Source organism: Ruegeria sp. C8, assembly GCF_056537565.1.
Map to the genome: position 1 here is coordinate 393087 of NZ_JBQFRV010000001.1, position 19894 is coordinate 412980.

At 58.7% G+C, this 19894-nt stretch carries 23 protein-coding genes; 9 read left to right on the top strand and 14 right to left on the bottom strand.

Going from position 1 to position 19894, the window contains the following annotated elements; genetic code table 11:
• Nucleotides 1–81 precede the first annotated feature (81 nt).
• Nucleotides 82–924, top strand: coding sequence for a 16S rRNA (adenine(1518)-N(6)/adenine(1519)-N(6))-dimethyltransferase RsmA (gene rsmA, locus ACR0KL_RS01960; RefSeq protein WP_170676217.1), 843 nt, complete (start codon nucleotides 82–84; stop codon nucleotides 922–924).
• 155 nt (nucleotides 925–1079) lie between these two features.
• Here the strand turns inward: rsmA and ACR0KL_RS01965 are convergent, their stop codons facing one another.
• The 3 genes from ACR0KL_RS01965 to prfA all read right to left on the bottom strand — a co-directional run bounded on the left by ACR0KL_RS01965 (nucleotide 1080) and on the right by prfA (nucleotide 3800).
• Nucleotides 1080–1661, bottom strand: a complete 582-nt coding sequence (locus ACR0KL_RS01965) for a DUF4167 domain-containing protein (RefSeq protein WP_170466528.1) — start codon at nucleotides 1659–1661, stop codon at nucleotides 1080–1082.
• 241 nt (nucleotides 1662–1902) lie between these two features.
• Nucleotides 1903–2748 (bottom strand): peptide chain release factor N(5)-glutamine methyltransferase, encoded by an 846-nt coding sequence (gene prmC / locus ACR0KL_RS01970; protein ID WP_170676218.1) that lies wholly within the window; start codon nucleotides 2746–2748, stop codon nucleotides 1903–1905.
• A complete protein-coding gene (prfA, locus tag ACR0KL_RS01975) occupies nucleotides 2745–3800 on the bottom strand; it encodes a peptide chain release factor 1 (RefSeq protein WP_170373916.1) in 1056 nt (351 codons plus the stop codon). The genes prmC and prfA overlap by 4 nt, the downstream gene beginning before the upstream one ends.
• 63 nt (nucleotides 3801–3863) lie before the next feature.
• Here prfA and ACR0KL_RS01980 point away from each other — a divergent pair, with 63 nt between their 5' ends.
• The gene (locus ACR0KL_RS01980; protein ID WP_170676219.1) at nucleotides 3864–4145 is read left to right on the top strand and encodes a hypothetical protein; all 282 of its coding nucleotides are present in this window, start codon (nucleotides 3864–3866) and stop codon (nucleotides 4143–4145) included.
• A gap of 7 nt (nucleotides 4146–4152) precedes the next feature.
• On the opposite strand, the gene ACR0KL_RS01985 is transcribed toward ACR0KL_RS01980, so the two are convergent.
• The 4 genes from ACR0KL_RS01985 to ACR0KL_RS02000 form a co-directional block, all read right to left on the bottom strand.
• Nucleotides 4153–4554 carry a DUF1499 domain-containing protein gene (locus ACR0KL_RS01985; RefSeq protein ID WP_480776592.1) on the bottom strand — a complete coding sequence of 134 codons (402 nt, stop codon included), beginning with the start codon at nucleotides 4552–4554 and terminating at the stop codon, nucleotides 4153–4155.
• A 65-nt stretch (nucleotides 4555–4619) separates the two neighbouring features.
• Nucleotides 4620–5567, bottom strand: coding sequence for an agmatinase (speB, locus tag ACR0KL_RS01990; protein WP_170676221.1), 948 nt, complete (start codon nucleotides 5565–5567; stop codon nucleotides 4620–4622).
• Between the two features lie 89 nt (nucleotides 5568–5656).
• A complete protein-coding gene (speB, locus tag ACR0KL_RS01995) occupies nucleotides 5657–6631 on the bottom strand; it encodes an agmatinase (RefSeq protein WP_170466516.1) in 975 nt (324 codons plus the stop codon).
• A gap of 11 nt (nucleotides 6632–6642) precedes the next feature.
• A complete protein-coding gene (locus ACR0KL_RS02000; protein ID WP_480776593.1) occupies nucleotides 6643–7806 on the bottom strand; it encodes a M20 aminoacylase family protein in 1164 nt (387 codons plus the stop codon).
• 66 nt (nucleotides 7807–7872) lie between these two features.
• Between ACR0KL_RS02000 and mazG the strand changes: the two genes are divergently transcribed.
• From mazG to ACR0KL_RS02015, 3 genes are all read left to right on the top strand, one after another.
• Nucleotides 7873–8718 (top strand): nucleoside triphosphate pyrophosphohydrolase, encoded by an 846-nt coding sequence (mazG, locus tag ACR0KL_RS02005; RefSeq protein WP_170526728.1) that lies wholly within the window; start codon nucleotides 7873–7875, stop codon nucleotides 8716–8718.
• A gap of 63 nt (nucleotides 8719–8781) precedes the next feature.
• Entirely contained in the window at nucleotides 8782–9720 is a 939-nt protein-coding gene (locus tag ACR0KL_RS02010; protein WP_170676226.1) for a nucleoside hydrolase, read from the top strand.
• Nucleotides 9717–10166 (top strand): GNAT family N-acetyltransferase, encoded by a 450-nt coding sequence (locus ACR0KL_RS02015; protein WP_170676229.1) that lies wholly within the window; start codon nucleotides 9717–9719, stop codon nucleotides 10164–10166. Before ACR0KL_RS02010 ends, ACR0KL_RS02015 begins: the two co-directional genes overlap by 4 nt.
• On the opposite strand, the gene ACR0KL_RS02020 is transcribed toward ACR0KL_RS02015, so the two are convergent.
• From ACR0KL_RS02020 to ACR0KL_RS02040, 5 genes are all read right to left on the bottom strand, one after another.
• Nucleotides 10163–10333 (bottom strand): hypothetical protein, encoded by a 171-nt coding sequence (locus ACR0KL_RS02020; protein ID WP_170638520.1) that lies wholly within the window; start codon nucleotides 10331–10333, stop codon nucleotides 10163–10165. The two genes, ACR0KL_RS02015 and ACR0KL_RS02020, sit on opposite strands and share 4 nt — an antisense overlap.
• Nucleotides 10334–10553: 220 nt before the next feature.
• Nucleotides 10554–11831, bottom strand: a complete 1278-nt coding sequence (gene eno / locus ACR0KL_RS02025; RefSeq protein ID WP_170676231.1) for a phosphopyruvate hydratase — start codon at nucleotides 11829–11831, stop codon at nucleotides 10554–10556.
• A 136-nt stretch (nucleotides 11832–11967) separates the two neighbouring features.
• A complete protein-coding gene (locus ACR0KL_RS02030; protein ID WP_170676233.1) occupies nucleotides 11968–12852 on the bottom strand; it encodes a DMT family transporter in 885 nt (294 codons plus the stop codon).
• Nucleotides 12853–12992: 140 nt separating this feature from the next.
• The gene (locus ACR0KL_RS02035) at nucleotides 12993–13406 is read right to left on the bottom strand and encodes a Fur family transcriptional regulator (RefSeq protein ID WP_170373928.1); all 414 of its coding nucleotides are present in this window, start codon (nucleotides 13404–13406) and stop codon (nucleotides 12993–12995) included.
• 83 nt (nucleotides 13407–13489) lie between these two features.
• Complete coding sequence (locus ACR0KL_RS02040) at nucleotides 13490–14194, bottom strand: endonuclease/exonuclease/phosphatase family protein (protein ID WP_170676235.1); 705 nt, start codon at nucleotides 14192–14194, stop codon at nucleotides 13490–13492.
• Nucleotides 14195–14351: 157 nt separating this feature from the next.
• On the opposite strand from ACR0KL_RS02040, the gene ACR0KL_RS02045 reads away from it, so the two are divergent.
• A complete protein-coding gene (locus ACR0KL_RS02045; protein ID WP_170373929.1) occupies nucleotides 14352–15269 on the top strand; it encodes an adenylate/guanylate cyclase domain-containing protein in 918 nt (305 codons plus the stop codon).
• Here ACR0KL_RS02045 and ACR0KL_RS02050 read toward each other — a convergent pair.
• Nucleotides 15245–16663, bottom strand: a complete 1419-nt coding sequence (locus ACR0KL_RS02050; RefSeq protein WP_170676237.1) for a protein adenylyltransferase SelO — start codon at nucleotides 16661–16663, stop codon at nucleotides 15245–15247. The genes ACR0KL_RS02045 and ACR0KL_RS02050 overlap by 25 nt on opposite strands.
• Nucleotides 16664–16750: 87 nt before the next feature.
• Between ACR0KL_RS02050 and ACR0KL_RS02055 the strand changes: the two genes are divergently transcribed.
• From ACR0KL_RS02055 to ACR0KL_RS02065, 3 genes are all read left to right on the top strand, one after another.
• Complete coding sequence (locus ACR0KL_RS02055) at nucleotides 16751–17173, top strand: cupin domain-containing protein (protein WP_170676239.1); 423 nt, start codon at nucleotides 16751–16753, stop codon at nucleotides 17171–17173.
• Nucleotides 17174–17290: 117 nt separating this feature from the next.
• Nucleotides 17291–17563, top strand: a complete 273-nt coding sequence (locus ACR0KL_RS02060; RefSeq protein ID WP_170676241.1) for a hypothetical protein — start codon at nucleotides 17291–17293, stop codon at nucleotides 17561–17563.
• A 42-nt stretch (nucleotides 17564–17605) separates the two neighbouring features.
• The gene (locus ACR0KL_RS02065; protein ID WP_480776594.1) at nucleotides 17606–17959 is read left to right on the top strand and encodes a hypothetical protein; all 354 of its coding nucleotides are present in this window, start codon (nucleotides 17606–17608) and stop codon (nucleotides 17957–17959) included.
• A gap of 59 nt (nucleotides 17960–18018) precedes the next feature.
• On the opposite strand, the gene ACR0KL_RS02070 is transcribed toward ACR0KL_RS02065, so the two are convergent.
• Nucleotides 18019–19560: a phospholipase D family protein gene (locus ACR0KL_RS02070; protein WP_480776595.1), complete on the bottom strand. Its 1542-nt coding sequence runs from the start codon at nucleotides 19558–19560 to the stop codon at nucleotides 18019–18021.
• Nucleotides 19561–19894: the final 334 nt, after the last annotated feature.

Here is a 19894-nt window from a genome sequence, read left to right on the forward strand (position 1 = left end):
TTCACCTGGCTGGAAATATCCCCGCCGGAGGCAAAAAATCTCTGGCGCTAACCACCCCAAACGCGTCACGGTAACCGGATCATGAGCGCTATCGACACCCTCCCTCCGCTGCGCGAAGTCATCGCGACCCACCAGCTGTCCGCCCGTAAATCGCTGGGCCAGAACTTTCTGCTCGACCTGAACCTGACCGCCAAGATCGCGCGTCAGGCCGGAGACCTCAGCACTTGTGACGTTCTGGAAATCGGCCCCGGCCCCGGAGGGCTGACCCGTGGGCTGCTCTCTGAGGGCGCGCGCAAGGTTGTGGCGGTGGAAAAAGACACCCGCTGCATCGCCGCCCTGAACGACATCGCCGCCGCCTATCCCGGCCAGTTGGATGTGATCAACGGCGATGCGCTAGAAATTAACCCGCTGGAGCACCTGACCCCGCCCATCCGCGTCGCGGCCAACCTGCCCTATAACGTCGGTACCGAGCTGCTGGTGCGTTGGCTGACCCCGCCGGAATGGCCGCCCTTCTGGCAAAGCCTGACGCTCATGTTCCAGCGCGAAGTGGCCGAACGCATCGTCGCCCAACCCGGAAGCAAAGCCTATGGTCGACTTGCGATTCTGGCCCAATGGCGGGCCGAGGCGCGCATCGCCATGTCTCTACCCCCCGGTGCGTTCACCCCACCACCGAAAGTCTCCAGCGCAGTGGTTCACCTGACCGCCCTGCCCGAGCCGCGCTATCCCGCCGACGCCAGCACCCTGTCCCGCGTCGTGGCCGCCGCATTCAACCAACGCCGCAAAATGCTGCGCGCTTCCCTGAAAGGCGTGACGCCTGATATCGAGGACCGCCTGATCGCAGCCGGCATCAAGCCTACCGAGCGGGCCGAACAGGTCCCGCTTGAGGCCTTTTGTGCCCTCGCGCGCGAAGTCAAAAAAACCTAAAGCGTTTTGCGTTTTAGCTGAGGCAAAGCCACCGAAATGCGCGTACGACCGCAGGGAGAGGCAGCGTATTTCGATTCCAATCAAACGCAAAGCGATCTAGGCGCAACAAAAAAGCCCCGGATAAAACCGAGGCTTTCTTTTTATCCGTGCAGGGCTTACTCAGCCGCTTCGGGCGCGTCCCCGTCGGTTTTTGGCGCTTCCTCAGCCGCAGGTGCAGCTTTAGGCTTGCGAGGCGCGCGCGGTTTACGCGGCGGCTTTTCCTTCTTCTCAGGGGCCTGAGCACCTTTGTCTTTGCTCTCAGGGGTCTCGACCAACCCGCTTTCCGGCGCAGGCTCGGGCGCGCTGAAATCCATTACATCAGGCTGGGGCGCCTCGGCCGGGTCGGCCTGACGGGCGGCTTCACGCTCCTGACGTTCGGCGCGTTCACGGTCGCGCTCGGCCTGCCGTTCACGGTTCTGGCGCTCCTGCTCTTCGCGGCGCGCTTCAATCTCACGCTGCGCCTCGCTCAGCATCCGCAAATAGTGTTCGGCATGCTGCTGAAAGTTCTCAGCCGCGACACGGTCGTTGGACAGCTGTGCATCGCGCGCAAGCTGGTTGTATTTGTCAATGATCTGCTGCGGTGTGCCACGCACCTTGCCCTCGGGGCCCGAGCTGTCGAACACCCGGTTGACGACATTGCCGCCAGAAGGACGATTGCGGTTATTTTTGGCCCGCGAGCGGGATTTGGAAGATCTCATCTTACTTTACGTCAGCCTTATCAATTCGCTGCCGATCAACCCGTACCTTACGCTGCTCAGAGGCCTGTCCCGTAACGTGTCATCGGCTTTTTTGGGCTTGGCGTCAGGGGCGCGCTGAACCAGCGTCAACCTCTCCGACCAGTTCTGAGTAAACATGTCCTGCCGCGTCAGACAAGAGGTTTCTGGGATATTTCGCAGCTTTTTTACAAAGACAGGCGCTTTTCGGCCTCTAACGCTGCGTTCAACCCGGGATTCTGCCCAAAACAACACGGTCGCGCCCATCCAGATCAGGGATGACTCGGATATCCGACAAGCCAGCGGCGTCGAACAAGGCCGACACGTCCTTGGCCTGTGTCGGCCCGATTTCAACCAGCAAGCGCCCGCCCGCCATCAGGAAATCAGGTGCACCCGCCGCGATCCTGCGATAGGCGTCCAACCCGTCCCCTTCATCGGTCAAAGCCATGCGCGGTTCATGCTCGCGCACTTCGGGCGACAGATCCTGCATCTCGGAAAGCGCGATATAGGGCGGGTTCGAGACGATGAGGTCAAACTGCCCTTCAATCCGCTCGAACCAATCCGAGCGCACAATCTCGGCCCGGTCCTGTACATTGTGCTGCACGGCGTTGGCGCTGGCCTGCAAACAGGCCGCTTCGCTCAGATCTGCACCCAGGCCCGTAGCACTGGCGCGTTCGGCCAGCAGCGTCACCAGGATGCAGCCCGAGCCAACCCCAAGGTCCAGAACATGGTCAAACGGTTCGCTCAACGCGGCTTCGATCAGCGTTTCGGTTTCCGGGCGCGGGTCCAGCACATCGCGGCTGACGCGGAAGTTGCGACCGTAGAATTCCCGCTCCCCCAACAGATGCGACACAGGCACCCGGATCGCGCGCAGCGACACCAGTTGCTCATAGCGTTCGGCGATGTCGGGCGACAGCTCCTCGGGCGCGATCAGAGTGACGCGGCTGGCCTCAATTCGGGCCGCATGTGCCAAAAGGACCCGCGCATCGCGGGCCGGGTCATTGACACCGGCAGCACGCAGGCGGGCTGTTGCGGCAGCCATCGCCTTGGCGGCGGTCAGGGCCGCAATCATTGCGCCATCTCGGCCAGCAACCGGGCCTGATCATCCGCGGTCAGCGCGTCGATCACCTCATCCAGATCGCCTTGCATGACCTGATCCAGCTTGTAGAGCGTCAGGTTGATGCGATGGTCTGTCATTCGACCTTGTGGGAAGTTATAGGTCCGGATCCGCTCGGACCGATCGCCTGAACCCACCTGACTGGCCCGATCCGCCGAGCGTTCGCTGTCGATCCGCTGACGCTCCAGATCATAGAGGCGTGTTTTCAGCACCTGCATTGCGATCTCTCGGTTGCGGTGCTGCGATTTCTCAGAGCTGGTCACCACAAGACCGGTCGGCAAGTGGGTAATCCGCACGGCCGAGTCGGTGGTGTTCACGTGCTGCCCCCCGGCCCCGGACGACCGCATCGTATCGATGCGAATGTCATTGGCGTCGATCTGGATATCGACATCCTCAGCCTCGGGCAGAACCGCGACCGTCGCCGCCGAGGTATGAATCCGCCCGCCGCTTTCGGTTTCGGGCACGCGTTGCACCCGATGCACGCCGGATTCGTACTTCATCCGCGCAAAGACATTGTCGCCTTTGATATGGGCAACGACCTCTTTGATGCCGCCAAGGTCCGAGGCCTGTTCTTCGATGATCTCGAACCGCCATCCCCGCGCCTCGGCATAGCGTTGATACATGCGCAGCAGGTCCCCGGCGAAGAGCGCCGCCTCATCCCCGCCGGTGCCGGGACGGATTTCCAGCATGGCCGGTCGCGCATCCGCAGCGTCCTTGGGTAGCAGCGCCAGTTGCAGCGCATGTTCGGCCTCGGGGATACGGGACTGAAGCTGGGGGATTTCCTCCTCGGCCAGTTCCTTCATATCCGGGTCGGCGAGCATAGCCTCGGCCTCGGCCAGATCCGAGACCAGCTGACGCCAGGACAGGATCTGATCGACAACCGGTTTGAGGTCAGAATATTCTTTGGCCAGAGTCGCAATATCCCCGCCCGAGGCGCCATCAGCCATGGCGGCTTCGAGGTATTGGAATCGCTGGGTTATCTGCTCAAGGCGTTCTTCGGGGATCATCCGGCGGGTGTCTCTTAATCTGGGGCTTTGGTCAAGGGCCAGCCTTGTGCTAAGCTTTGGATCATGAAGGGGTTGGTTTTCATTTTATCGCTGCTCGCACTACCCGCCATGGCCGATTATGTCGGGCCAGATGGCAAGGTTCGCGATTGCTACTGCACCGACAAGTCAGGCTCGCGGATCGAGTTGGGGCAAATGATCTGCCTGCAGGTTGATGGCCGGATTTTCACCGCGCAATGCCAGATGTCGTTGAATGTGCCGATGTGGCGCGAGGTGCAGGAAGGGTGTTTGTCGTCAGATTTGGATTGGCCCGATCTGGATCAGACCCTCAAGACATCCGCGTCCTGAACGCCGCCTACATCTGCGACAGCCACCCATCAACGCGGGTCTTGTTCACTCCGAAATCTTTGCGACCAAAGCGCAAGCGGCCATGGATGCGCAGCAAGTCTCCGTCCTGCTGGGCTGTGGTGTAGTCGGGAAAGCCGATAATCTTGGTGCGGGTGATATAGGTGATCCGCCCCTCACCCACCGACCCAGCCAGAACAGTTGTACGCGGCGCGTTGCGGGCAATGGCATCCAGCGCGGCCAACCCCTCTGGCCCCGTTTCGACCACGCGCAATACGCCGCCTTGCAGATCCTGGTTGGTCTCGGCTTGAGGGGCAATGTGCCAGTCCGCCGGATCGGAGGGCGCAAGCCGGATATAGGCCCCCAGCGCGATCACCAGACCAACAACACCCAAAACCAGCATGCGTTTCATTCCACCTAAGTCCTTTTCCTGAACCCTATGCGGAACAGATGCGGTTTCAAGACGAACCCGGCCAGCTACCGTGACGTCACACCGGGTAGAATGCACAGAAGCTCGAACAGAAGATTGGCCGCCGTCAGCGCCGTGTTCCCTAACGAGTCGTAAGGCGGAGAGACCTCGACCAGATCGCAGCCCACCACGTTCACCCCTTGCAGCGCGTGGATCAGCTGCAGCGCTTGCGGGGTTGTCAGCCCTCCGATCTCAGGCGTGCCGGTGCCGGGGGCGTAGGCCGGATCCAGACTGTCGATGTCATAGGTGATATAGACCGGGTGATCGCCGACCGTCTTGCGGATTTGCGAGCCGATCTGCGTGAGGTTCTGCTGCCACAACTCCCATGCGGGAAATTGCTGGAAGCCCCAACCCTGCGCCTCGGTAAAGTCGGTTGAGGCATAGCCCGAGCCGCGAATGCCGATCTGAAAGGTCTTGTCCGGGACGATCAGCTTTTCCTCATAGGCGCGACGGAAGACAGTGCCGTGTGTCTCACGCTCGCCAAACATATCGTCATTTACATCCGCGTGGGCATCCACATGCACCAGGGCGACCGGCCCGTGTTTCGCCGCAATCGCACGCAGGATCGGCAGGGTGATGGAGTGATCTCCGCCCATCGCCACAGGGACCACATTCTGCGCGAGGATACCGTCATAGCTGTCCTTGATGATCTTGAGGCTTTCCGACAGCGAAAACGTATTGATCGCCAGATCGCCGATATCGGCAATCTGCAACGTATCGAACGGGGCTGCCGATGTAGCCATGTTGTAGGGTCGGATCATCGCGCTTTCGCTGCGGATTTGCTTGGGTCCGAACCGCGTTCCCGACCGCCACGAGGTGCCGATATCCATCGGTATTCCCAACAGCGCCACGTCCAGCCCCGCCAGCGAAGTCGACTGCGGCAGCCGCATGAACGTGTTCGGCCCGGAGAACCGCGCCAGATCATTTCCGCTGATTGGTTGATTAAATTCAGTCATTTGCGGTTGGTTCCCATCCCATCAGATCATGTTTCTCAGCACATACCGGAAACTTGGCTAACCATTGGTTAACACGCATCGATCCTCGTTTACTTTTTCTCGGCCATCAGCCGGTTCCACCCCAGCAGGCAGATGATTTGCGTGGCCACATGAGCGCCCGCAATGGCAGTCGCCCCGGAGGTGTCATAGGGCGGAGACACCTCGACCACATCCCCGCCTTTGATGTTGATCCCGGCGATGTCGCGCAGAATGATTTGCGCCTGAATCGAGGACAAACCGCCCCAAACTGGCGTCCCGGTCCCCGGCGCAAAGGCGGGATCCAGGCCGTCGATATCGAAGCTCAGATAGACGGGGCGGTCGCCGAGTATGGATTTGATCTTCTGCGCCACGGCAGCGGGGCCGGATTCATAAACTTCACGCGCGTCGATGATGTTGACGCCCAGCGTGTCCTCGTTGCTGGTACGGATACCAACCTGAACCGAGCGTTTCGGGTCCACGATCCCCGATTTCACCGCCTTGTAAAACATGGTCCCGTGATCGACACGGGACATGTCATCGTCCGCCCAGGTATCCGTATGCGCATCGAACTGCAGCAAGGATATCGGGCCGTATTTCTCGGCATAAGCTTTCAGGATCGGAAAGCTGATATAGTGATCTCCGCCCAAGGTGACCGAGGCCACGTCAGCCGCCAGAATCGTGCGGATATGATCGGTCAGCGTGTCCGGAAAGGCCGGGATATTGGCGTAGTCATAGGCCATATCGCCATAGTCGACGATCGCCAGCTCGCTCAGCGCGTCAAAGGGCCAACCATAGGGGGCGTCGGGCGATTGCAGGGCGCTTGCTTCGCGGATCGCGCGGGGGCCCAGCCTTGTGCCGGGGCGGTTCGTCACCGCTTGGTCAAAGGGTACGCCGGTGACGGCGATATCCACGCCCTTCAGATCTTTGGTGTAAAGCCGCCGTAGGAACGAGGTCGCGCCGCCGAATGTGTTCTCATAGGACAAGCCCTTGAGGTCGGGGTTAGTAAAGGCCTCATCGACCTGATGTTTTGCGTCTTCCAGTGCCATGTCTTGTCCCCTCAGCCCAGCGGCTGCGCCTTTTCCACGATCCGGGCAAAGAACGAGGCCCCGACCGGTGCGATATCATCGTTGAAGTTGTATTTCGGGTGGTGCAGCCCGGCGCCCTCACCCTGACCCAGAAACAGATAAGCCCCTGGACGCGCCTGCAACATGTATGAGAAATCCTCGGCCCCCATGTCGCGGCCCATATTGTCGACAACGCGGTCCTCGCCTGAGACCTCGCGCGCCACATCTGCGGCAAAGGCCGTTTTCTCGGCGTCATTGATCGTCGCCGGATAGCCAATCTGATAGTCCAACCTCGCCTCAACCCCGTATGAGGCCGCCTGCCCTGCCACGATCTGCTCCATCCGCTCGATCACCATCTTCTGAACCGTAGGGTCAAACGTGCGAACGGTGCCGTTAAGATAGGCGGTATCCGGAATCACATTGTTCACTGTTCCGGCGTGAATTTGCGTGACGGAAATCACCAGATCCTGCACCGCATAGTGGTTTCGGCTGACAATAGTTTGGATCGCCTGCGCAATCCCGCAGGCCGCCATCACCGGATCTTTGGTCTGGTGTGGCAAAGCTCCATGCCCGCCCTGCCCTTGCACGTGAATCTCGAACGTATCCACAGCGGCCATCAGAGGCCCGGCTGTCGTATAGAAGGCCCCCTCGGGGTTTCCCGGATCATTGTGAATGCCATAGACCTGAGAGATTTCGAACCGGTCCATGATGCCTTCCTGCACCATCACATCCGCGCCGCCGCCTTCTTCTTCGGCCGGTTGAAAGATCAGCGCCACGCGGCCCGCGAAATTCCGCGTCTCGGCCAGATAGCGCGCAGCCCCCAACAGCATCGTGGTGTGCCCGTCATGCCCGCAGGCATGCATCTTGCCGGGGTTCTTCGAGACATATTCAACGCCCGTCTCCTCGGGGATCGGCAGCGCGTCCATATCGGCCCGCAACCCGATGGTCGGGCCGTCGCCCTGTCCGTTGATGATCGCTACCATCCCGGTCTTGGCAATGCCTTCATGTAGCTCATCCACGCCGAACTCCCTCAGACGCTCGGCCACGAAAGCGGCTGTCTCGTAGCATTCGAACTCCAGTTCAGGGATCGTATGCAAGTGCTGGCGCCACTTGGCCATATCGGCGGCAAAATCGGCAATTCGGTTGACGACGGGCATCTGGGGTGGACTCCTGATCGGGACTGCGGAATGGATGCATCTGACACCGGAACGAAAGGGTTCGCAATGGCTGAAAATCCTCTGATCCATGACAGCGATGCGGGTATCGAGCGCCTGCTGGAAATCATGCGCCGCTTGCGCGACCCACAAAGCGGCTGTCCGTGGGACATCGAGCAGGATTTCGCCACCATTGCCCCCTACACGATCGAGGAAGCCTATGAGGTCGCCGACGCCATCGAACGGCAGGCCTATGATGAGTTGAAGGGAGAGCTGGGTGACCTTCTCTTCCAATCAGTCTTCCACGCGCAAATGGCTGAGGAAGCGGGGCATTTCACCTTTCAGGATGTGGTCCGAACCATGTCCGACAAGATGGTCAGCCGACATCCGCATGTGTTCGGCGACGAATCCCGAGACAAATCCGCCGACCAGCAAACCAAGGATTGGGAGACCATCAAAGCTGCCGAACGTGCGGGCAAGGAACAGAAAGGCGCGCTGGACGGTGTGGCCGCCAACCTGCCCGCCCTGCTGCGGGCGCATAAGCTGCAGAAACGGGCCGCGCGTGTGGGATTCGACTGGCCCGATGCCAGCCATGTCCTCGCCAAGATCACCGAAGAAGCCGCTGAGTTGGAGGAAGCGCGCAACGCCAAAGACGCCGACGCGCTTGAGGACGAATTCGGCGATCTGCTCTTTGTGATGGTCAATCTCGGTCGACATCTGGGGATCGAACCCGAGGCCGCCCTGCGCCGCACCAACGCCAAGTTCACCCGCCGCTTTGAGCAGGTCGAGGCCCGCCTGGCCGCGCGGGGCAAAACCCCTGCGCAAAGCGATCTGGCCGAGATGGACGCGCTGTGGGATGAGGTGAAGACTGAGGAACACCGCGCCAATGGCAAACTCCCGCCAGTTGGGGCCTGAATCAGGTGGACAAGTCGCGTGACACTTGCGACTGTCCGACCTTCACGCCCCCCGGAGACTCCAATGCCCCGCAAGATCATCATCGACACCGACCCCGGTCAGGACGACGCCGTCGCCATTCTTCTGGCGCTCGCCAGCCCCGAAGAGATCGAGGTGCTGGGCATCACTGCCGTCGCCGGAAATGTGCCTCTTGAACTGACCGCCAAGAACGCGCGGATTGTCTGTGAATTAGCCGGTCACACTGATATCCCCGTCTACGCCGGATGCGATCGCCCCTTGAACCGGCCTTTGGTCACCGCTGAACATGTGCACGGTAAAACTGGGCTCGACGGGCCTGTGCTTCCCGATCCCGAAATGCCTTTGACCGAGGGCCACGCGGTCGATTTCATCATCGAAACCCTGCGCACGCAGGAACCCGGGACAGTCACGCTCTGCCCGCTGGGGCCGCTGACGAACATCGCGACCGCCTTCCAGAAGGCACCCGATATCGTCGACCGGGTGCAGGAAATCGTACTGATGGGCGGTGCCTATTTCGAGGTCGGGAACATCACACCAGCCGCGGAGTTCAACATTTATGTCGACCCCGAAGCTGCTGATATCGTGTTTAAATCTGGCACTCATATTGTCGTAATGCCTCTTGATGTGACCCATGACGCTTTGGTTACACCGCATCGCAATGACGCATTCAGATCGCTGGATAGTAAGGTCGGTCATGCCGTCGCTGAAATGACCGATTTCTTCGAGCGCTTTGATAAGGAAAAGTACGGCTCAGAAGGCGCACCTTTGCACGACCCCTGCGTTACCGCCTATTTGATTCAGCCAGAACTGTTTTCGGGTCGCCACATTAACGTTGAGATCGAAACCAAATCAGAATTAACGCTGGGCATGACAGTCGCTGACTGGTGGCGTGTAACAGACCGAAAACCGAATGCTATATTCATGGGCGACGTGGACGCCCAAGGATTCTTCACCCTCCTCACGGAAAGGCTGGCCCGCCTATGACCGCCGCTTTAAGACTGGCTCGCCCCGAAGATCTTGACCGCCTGATGGGGCTTGTCTCTGCGTTCCACGCCGAACAAGGGATCGCACAGGACGCCGACCAACGGCGCGAGGCGCTTATGCCTTTGCTTGAGGGCATCCCCCATGGCTGCATCTACCTGATTGGCCCGGGTCGCGCGCCTTTAGGTTATATCATCCTGACCTTCGGCTGGTCGGTAGAGTTCGGTGGCATGGATGGGTTCATAGACGAAATCTACGTCCGGCCCGCCGTTCGTGGCCGTGGCATCGCGACCGAGGTTCTGCTGGAACTGCCCAAGGCTCTTGCTGAGGCAGGGCTAACCGCCCTGCACCTTGAAGTCGACCGCACGCACGAGGCGACGCAGAAACTATATCTGCGCACCGGCTTCAAACCACGCGAGCGCTACATGCTGATGAGCAAAGCGCTCTAGCGCGACTCGCCCCGGAAAATCACACTCGGGTTATAGTACATCTCCTGCACCGGATCGTCGGAGGAGACCTTTTGCCCTGTGATTGGATAGGTCCCCGGCCCTGCACAGGCCGCCAGAAATACAGTGCTGAGAACTGTCGCTACGAGAAGGAATTTCGAACCAGTCATGGTGTGCTCCTTTCTGTAATGGCGACAGTATAGAACACGAAACCGTGAGCGCTGTGTGATTAAGTTCACACATAACATCCTATAAACTTCTAAATACCTGCAAATACGGCGAATTCTCATAGCCAGAGAAATTCACTGTCGCAACAGTCCTATTGCTATCAAAAAGACCCTCTTTCCGTGGAAAGAGGGCCTCTTGCAGTGCTCAGAACCGGGTTTGAAATCACCGTTTCAGGATCGATACTCCCGCGTATTCCGCAACTTCACCCAGAGATTCTTCGATACGGATCAGTTGGTTATACTTGGCCAGCCGGTCCGACCGCGCCAGCGAGCCGGTCTTGATCTGACCGCAATTGGTCGCCACGGCCAGATCAGCGATGGTGGCATCTTCGGTTTCACCCGAGCGGTGCGACATCACGTTGGTATAGCGCGCGCGGTGGGCCATATCGACAGCGCGCAGGGTCTCGGTCAGCGAACCAATCTGGTTCACCTTGACCAGCATCGAGTTGGCGCAACCACGCTCGATCCCTTCGGCCAGACGTTCCGGGTTGGTAACGAAAAGGTCGTCGCCGACCAGCTGAACCTTGTCACCGATCGCGTCGGTCAGTGCTTTCCAGCCATCCCAGTCGTCTTCGGACATGCCGTCTTCGATCGAGATGATCGGATAGTCTTTGACCAAGGTCGCCAGATACTCGGCGTTTTCCTCTGAGGTCAGCGAGATATTTTCACCCGCCAGCACATATTTACCGTCCTTGAAGTATTCGGTCGCGGCGCAATCCAGCGCGAGGTGAATTTCCTCACCCGGCTTGTAGCCCGCTTTTTCGACCGCCTGCAGGATGAAATCCAATGCCTCGCGCGTCGACGCGATGTTGGGGGCAAAGCCACCTTCGTCCCCCACTCCGGTGGCCAGACCGGCAGCCGACAGCTCGCGCTTAAGCGTGTGGAACACCTCGGAGCCCATGCGGACCGCCTCGCGGATATTCGCGGCCGAGGTCGGCATGATCATGAATTCCTGAATGTCGATTGGGTTGTCGGCGTGCTCGCCGCCATTGATGATGTTCATCATCGGAACCGGCAGGACGCGGGCCGAGGTACCGCCGACATAGCGGTACAGAGGCTGCGTGGTGAAATCCGCCGCCGCCTTGGCCGCTGCAAGCGAAACACCCAGAATGGCGTTTGCGCCCAGACGACCCTTGTTCTCGGTGCCGTCCAGTTCAATCATAGCTTGGTCGATGGCGACCTGTTCGGTCGCGTCAAAACCCACCAGTTCCTCAGCGATCTCACCGTTGACGGCAGCAACGGCCTCGAGCACGCCCTTACCCATGTAACGTGCCTTGTCACCGTCGCGTTTTTCAACCGCCTCATAGGCGCCGGTGGAGGCACCCGAGGGCACAGCCGCGCGGCCCATTGTGCCGTCTTCCAGAATCACGTCGACCTCGACCGTCGGGTTGCCCCGGCTGTCCAGGATTTCGCGTGCGTGAATGTCGATGATGGTACTCATGAGGGCGGTCCCTGTGGCTGCATTCCGTTGCACGCGTCATAGCAGCACGGAACCAAAAGTAAACCATTTCCGTTATCGCTAACACACATATTCCCGGCCCTTTAGGGCTAACAGCGCCATGTTTGCGCCAACAGGGTTACGCGGCGGCCAAGGCCATTGCTCGCGCCAATTTGCGTTCGCGTAGAAAGGTATACAGGCCCGAGCCGATGATCAGGGACGCCCCGGCCAGTGTCATCAGGTCCGGACGTTCGCCAAAGACCAAGACACCCGCAAGGATCGAAAACAGAAGCCGCGTGTAGCGAAACGGCGTAACGGCTGAGGCTTCGCCGACGCGCATTGCGATCACGATGGCATAGTAGCCCAGAACACCGAACAAGGCCGCTCCGGCAAAAGGCCAGACCTCTGCGCTTTGCATGGCTTCCAAAGGATGGCCGCTCATGATCATCAAGGCTGCACCGCCGACAGCCAAGGCCAGATAGGCCTGCAAGGACACCACCGCCGACGAGACCTTGCTGTCCAACCGCCGTGTAATCAGATCGCGCGCCGCCACGCCAATAACTGCAGCCACTACGTAGAGGGATTCCGGGCGGAAACCTTCAAACCCGGGACGGATGATCATTAGTACCCCGACAAAGCCAACGCCAATCGCGCTCCAGCGACGCCAGCCGACCTGTTCACCCAGAAACAGCGCTGCCCCCATGGTGACCGCTAGTGGCATTGCCTGAAACACGGCCGCGACGGTCGAAAGGTCCACACGGGCCAGCGCCGTCACAAAGGCCACCGCAGCGACGGCCTCGGACATAGCGCGGATCATCGGCAAAAGCTGCCACGCCTCGGGCACAAAAATCCGTTTGCGGGTCGCGATGGCCATGACCAGAAATACGACAGAGCAGACCAGCCCCAGCATAACAAGAATCTGGCCAGGCATGATGGATGACGTCAGCTGCTTGATGAACACATCCTCAAGCGTGAAAGCCGCCATAGACGCAATAACCAGCAAAATGCCGTTGACGTTGTTCATGGGTCTGTCCGTAAAGAAACGGGCGGCACCAATTGCCGCCTTCTCACTTCAGCAAAACCGTATGTATTGCGTTAAATCAAGACCTATCACATCGCGAGCGATGAATTGTCTTGTTGCCACCCATCGCGTTTGTTGATGGATCACTCGGGCTTGATGGGAACGCCATACAGCTCCAGCCGGTGCCCCTTCAGGCGATAGCCCAATTTTTCCGCGATCTTTTCCTGCAGAGCTTCGATCTCGGGGTCGACGAATTCGATCACTTCCCCCGATTGCATGTCGATCAGGTGATCATGGTGATCTCTCTCGGCATCTTCATAACGGGCTCGGCCATCGCCGAATTCCAGACGCTCCAGAATGCCAGCCTCTTCGAACAGTTTCACCGTGCGGTAGACCGTTGCGATCGAGATACCCGAATCCAAAGCCGACGCACGGGCATAGAGTTCTTCGACATCCGGGTGGTCCGCGCTCTCCTCGAGAACCTGCGCAATAGTGCGCCGTTGGCCGGTCATGCGAAGGCCTTTGGCCTCACAGCGCGAAATGATCGTATCCGGCATGATGCCCCTCAGAAACTACTCGGGTGTCTGTCTTAGTATGTCCACACGCGCCGCGCCACAAGAATTCGACATGCCTGCGCAGATCATCCTTCAAGGCGCAGATCGGCCCAGATCGGCAAATGGTCCGAGGCGATATGGGCCGGGCGATCCTCGTGCACGCCATGCGCATGCACCTCGACCCCCTGCCCAAGGGCGATCCGGTCCAAAGCGCCCAAGGGCTGGGCAGCGGGAAAGCTGGGGAGCGGAGGCAGAAACCGCATCTCGGGCACGAGGTTATCGAGCACCGGTGAGCGCGACCATTCGTTGAAATCCCCGGCCCAGACCGTGGGCATATCCTCTAGATCCGCGCCGAACTGGCGGATATGGGTGATCTGCCGTCGACGCGAGGCGGACAGCAACCCCAGATGCATACCCATCACCCTAAGCGGCCCGATGGGGGTATCGAACTCAACCCGTACAGCGCCGCGCGGCTCGAACCCCGGCAATTCGTGATGCCCAGTCTGACGGACCGAGATCGCATCACCCCGCCAGATCACCGCATTTCCGTGCCATCCCAAACTGCCCGCCCCGCCCAGATCGACGATCTGCCATCCGGCCTCATCCAACATGAACTGAGGCAGCGCGGCAGGCCTAGGCGGCAAGCGTTTGTCAGCCTCCTGCAACACGACGATATCGGCGCGCATTCCTTCGAGAACCTGAAGAATACGCTGTGGCTGACGCCGGAGATCAAGGCCGACACATTTCTGGATATTGTAGCTGGCAAGCCGCAGAACTGAGGGTATTTTCATATCGCTTTTCAGAATCAACGGCACCGATTTGGGACCTTTGGAATGGGCACGCTGTTGCAATTCTCAGCGCGTTCCCTCAAAGGTTTATGAGCATTACATTAAATAAGTTTACACGAAATTAAGCGGGGTTAAACTGCCGCAAAAAGGAAACTCGCCCTTGGACGTTGAATCCACATTCGCCACGATGATCATTGCCGATATCGTGGGCAGTACGCCGCTCTACAAGGCGGTGGGCGATGACGAAGCCCAGCGCTTGATCCAGCTCGAGATCGACCGGCTGCGCTCGGTCCTGCAGGAATTTGGCGGCATTCCGGTCGGGCAAAAGGGCGACGATGTTCTCAGCTATTTCGAGAACCCAAGCTCGGCCTACAATGCAGCCCTGAAGCTGATCGAGCCTTCAACCCATACGCCGCTATCCGTCCACGTCGGCGTACATTGCGGCCCCATCGTGATCGGCAAGCGCGGCATCTATGGCGAGGCCGTCAACGTGACCGCCCGTTTTGCAACCGCAGCCAATCCGGGCGAGGCTTGTTTCAGCCAAGGGATCGCTGTCTTGCTGCCCGCCGAACTACGAACCACGCTTACACCGCTGGGCCAGCTTAGCCTCAAGGGGCTTACCGAGGCTCAGACAGCCTATTCGCTAATCCACCCCGAGTCTGACTCGATCATGCAGACCAGGCTGCCGCAGAATTTCGGCCGCACCGAGGAGAACTGGCAGCCCCGCGAAGGCCTGACCCTGATCCTGCGCCACGAGGACCGCGTCTGGCGCTGTCTCGGAAACGGAGAGTTCAAGATTGGCCGCGCGCCTGACTGCGATGTGGTGCTACCGCAGCCCTGGATCTCGCGCCTGCATGCGGTCCTTGCCATGAAAGCGGGTAAGCTGATCCTGACAGACCGCAGCACCTCGGGGACCTACGTGAAATCAGAATCCGGACGCGAAATCCAACTGAAACGGGAATCGGTCATGCTGGCCGATAGTGGCCTGATCTCACCGACCCTGCCCATCGACATGTCCGAGACCTGCCTGCAATTCGAGCTGCTGGGCCGCAATCAGGTTCCGCAAAACGTGGCGTGAACTACCTCATTTGCACTGGGGGGCCGTGTTAGGTCGGGATTCTCGGGCTGATCCACAAAGGGGCGTGACAACACATCGTTCAAACGATGGAACGGGGCATAGTCCCCCGTCACCGCAGCTTCGATCATCTGCTCAACGCGGTGGTTGCGCGGGATGAAGGCCGGGTTTGTCGCTGACATCACCCCGTGCGGGTCCGCCTCGCGTGACATGCGGGCCTGCCAACCCTCAGCCCAGCTATCAAACGCCTCAGGGTTCGTGAATTGGTCCCGCGCGCGCTCACCGCCCAGCGCCCTGAACGTATTGGTGAAATCCGCATGCTCCTCCGCCATACGCTTCAACAGGTCGGTGATCAGCCCAAGATCCCCCTCCTCTGCGCGCGTCAAACCCAGCTTGGCACGGAAGCGGCGCAACCACTCCTGCTGGAGCAAATCGGGCATGGCGTGTACGATCTCGGTCGCCTCTTCGACACTGTCCTGAGGATCATCGTATTGCTGGATCAAGGCCGTCGCCAGTTGCGCCAGATTCCACACTGCAATTTCGGGCTGGTTGGAATAGGCATAGCGCCCCATCCGGTCGATTGAGCTGTAGACCGTATTCGGATGGTAGCTGTCCATGAAGGCGCAAGGACCATAGTCGATGGTCTCCCCCGCGATCGAGGAATTGTCCGTATTCATCACCCCGTGAATGAACCCAACGCTCATCCACGCCGCGATCAGCTTTGCCTGCGTATCGCGAACGGCCCGCAAAAGACCCATTGGCCCTTCAGCCTCGGGGTAGTGGCGCTGGATGGCATAGTCGGTCAATTGCTTCAGACTTTCGACCTGCCTGCGCCCGGCAAATACCTGAAATGTTCCAACGCGCAAATGGCTCTGCGCCACTCGGGTCAAAACCGCCCCGGGCATCGGCCCTTCGCGGTAAACGGCTTCACCTGTTTCAACAGCGGCCAAAGCCCGCGTGGTCGGAATGCCCAGAGCATGCATCGCTTCTGAGACCACATATTCCCGCAACACCGGCCCCAGCCATGCTCGCCCATCGCCTTGCCGCGAATAAGGCGTCCGGCCCGAGCCCTTTAGTTGAATGTCACGGCGTATCCCGTCTTCGCCCACAGTCTCACCCAGCAAAACCGCACGGCCGTCGCCAAGCTGAGGATTATAAGTCCCGAACTGGTGACCAGAATACAGCTGCGCCAAAGGCTCTGCCCCGTCGGGTACCGTATTGCCCGCAAAGGCCTGTGCCATCTCCGTGACATCTCCGGGTGAGATGCGCAATATCCGCGCCAACCCCTCGTTAAACGCAATCAACTGAGGCTCTTTCACAGGAACCGGAGACTGCCGCGTGTAAAAGGCATCCGGCAAACGGGCGTAGGAGTTATCAAAGGGGATCGTAAGGGTCATGGCGCAAACATATGACCTTAGGCGATGATTGCCATAGCGGATCGTGCGGACCCATGCATAATCGCGCAAAAACCCAAAAGGCCAAACATGACCGCGCAAGAGATCATCGACCACCTGAACCTGCAAAAACACCCCGAAGGCGGCTGGTACCGCGAGACATGGCGCGCGCAAAACGAAGGCCGTGCCACGGGCACTTGCATCTATTTCCTGCTAGAGGCCGAGGAATCCAGCCACTGGCACCGCGTCGATGCGACCGAGATCTGGCTTTACCATGCAGGCGCGCCTCTGGTGCTATCGATCAGTGAATCTGACCAAGGCCCCGCCACCGATCACCTTCTCACCCCCAACCTGTCCCAAGGCGCACCGCAACTGATTGTTCCTGAAAACCACTGGCAAGCCGCCCGAACGACCGGAGACTATACTCTGGTCAGCTGCACCGTCTCTCCCGGTTTCGAATTCGAAGGTTTCGACCTCGCCGTCCCCGGTTTCGACATCCCTCGCAACCGATAGCAATTGCGGATCCAAACTTCATCTGGCTAAAAATATCCAGGGGGAGCCGCGCAAAGCGCGGCGGGGGCAGAGATCTTAGCCCGTTCGATAGTTGCACTTTCAGTTGTGGTCGAGAAGTTGTCACCCCTGATTGTTTTCTCTGGGGTATTGCCCAAGCGCGAACTTCAAAATCTGCCCAAAGCGGACGACGAAAAGATGGCCAATTGCTATCCGGTTTGTATTGCTTTTTCCAAGCAGCGGCTACTGAATTGCCGTGCGAAATGTTGCGGTAAGCCGTTTGTTCAAACCGTGATGAGGTTCGGCGGAGGAACCGTAGTGCAACTCGGCCAAGGCGGCAATGTCATTGAAAATGACAACGGAGCCGCCTTCTTCATTCGCGTAAACCAATAGTTTTTGGCAAACGGCATCATACACGGTCTGATCAGCAGCCGATTGATCGACATGGCAAAGATTGGTCTTCTCTACACGCCGAGCTGGGACAAGACAGCGTCAGACCGCATTGTTTCTGAAAAGATGATCGGCACGATCCAAACAGCGGGTGTCGCTGAAAACTACATGAAGGGAACGCTTGGGCCGCACCTTACTGAAGCATTCCGTGAACAGCCGATGGCAAACGCATACCAATGGGATGCCGTTTTTGCCGATGGCGATTTTTACAAAAGTGGGATGAATGGCCAAGGCATCTATGTCTTGCCAGGAAAAGACGCTGTCGTGGTTTGGCACGCAACCGGAGGTGCCAGTTTCGACATGGAAGCTTACGCCAGGGCCATTGTGACTTCACTGTAGGTCAGATCACGTACTGGTGTCTCTGGCTGCGGGTCAACAGATTGTCGGTCGTTTGATGACTAGAGCATCCATTCGACCGGCACCCACCTGACAACGGCCGTCAGGGCACGCTGTAAACCGGTGGTTTCCGGGTCTGCTGTGTGAATGGTGACTGTCCCATCCTGCTCTTCTTGCAGCCAGATCATCTCGCCGCTTTCGTTGAGTTCGACGCGGTAAGAAAACTCAGGCCGGTTCAATTGCTCCGCAAGCGACGCAGCAATCGTTGGGCTTTCGATCATAAGGCCCATTTCTGTATTTAGTCGCGCGGACCTCGGGTCGAGGTTGTAAGAACCTATAAATATCCGTTCTCCATCCGATCCAAAGACTTTTGCGTGTAGTCCGGACGCCGATCCAGCCAGCATCTCGGGCAGGCTGCGCTCGCGATGTTCACGCCGCAAAGCTCGAAGCTCAAGCAACTCTACACCGCTGTTCAGCAAGTCTTCCCTGTATCGCATATAAGCCGCGTGCACGGGCATCACATCCGTGGCATCCAGTGAGTTGGTTAAGACGCGGACCTTCACTCCGGACTTTGCCAACCCTTCCAGAACCTCCGCGCCTCTTTCCCCCGGAATGAAATACGCAGAGACCAAGTCCAATGAGGTCTGAGAGGTTTTGGCGAACTCGATAAGTTGTTCGACAATCAGGTCTTCACTTTCTACTTCGCCCAAACCTTTTGACGGGTCGTCGACAAAAAGTGTAACTTCGCTCCACTCGAACTTCAGATCATGTGCCGCTATCCGGTCGGCCAGTTCGTTATCCTGAATTGCCCTTTGATAGCCTGCACCAACCGCAGTCTGGCGTGCTGCATCCGCCTTTGCCTTCAGGCTTTTTCCCGCCGGAGGGTCTAAGAAGAGATCAGCATCGTACGCGGAGGCACTGTTCCAATATGCGTCGAATGATTGCGATACCTCATCCACAATCGGGCCGATAGCTATCGCGTCTACATCCAGGTAGTGCGTTCCCGCCCCGTAGTCGAAATAGATGTCACCAATGTTGCGTCCCCCAACTATCGTGGCGACCCCGTCCACAGTCATTGACTTGTTATGCATCCGCCGGTTCAGGCGACCAAAGTCAAATGCATAGGACAGAAGTTTTGGGTTCCTCAAAGTGAACGGATTGAAGATGCGTACTTTTGCATGTTGCAAGGCGTCCAGTTCGGCAAGCAAATCATCCAATCCGGAGATACCGTTATCGTCGACCAGCAATCTGACGCGCACGCCGCGCTCTGCTGCTGCCCTAAGTTCTTCAAGAAGCATCAGGCCGGTAACGTCATCTTGCCAGATGTAGTACTGAGCATCGATTGAGGATGTTGCTTCTCTCGCAAGGATCGCCCGGGCCGCAAAAGCTGCGCGTCCATTGCCCAAAGGCCTTACACCGTCAAGCCTGGGGTTACGCTCAAGTGCATTTCTAATAGTTGCGCCTAATGGTCCGTCCCAATCGGCATCTTGCTTAAACGTTGGCTGAGAAAAATTTTCTTCAGGAAGTGGAAAGGTCCACCTTAACCCGACTATGGCCACTGCCATCAGCGCCACCGAAATCAAACATATTCTGATCAGCCGCATTCAGGGTTCCGTAGTTGGCGCGCGGGATTAGCCTTACAGTTGAGATTGGCCTATCGACTGATAGTTTTTCAAGAGCCTAGGTTGGAGCAACAAATTCAGCACAGAAGTTTGTCCACTTTGGGCTCTAAGCTGACGTTCGCCACGGCAATAGCCAATCAGCTCTAGGAGCAGTCCGCGCCGTCCAAATATTCTAAACACATTTGCTTGATAGCGTGGTTATCGCCTAGGCACTCAGCTTTGTGCGGCCGCGCCAAGGTATTTGGCCACAATTGACAAGTGCAATACGGTGCCAACCAAATGTGCAATCGACGACTTGGCAGCACCCTTTGGCGCC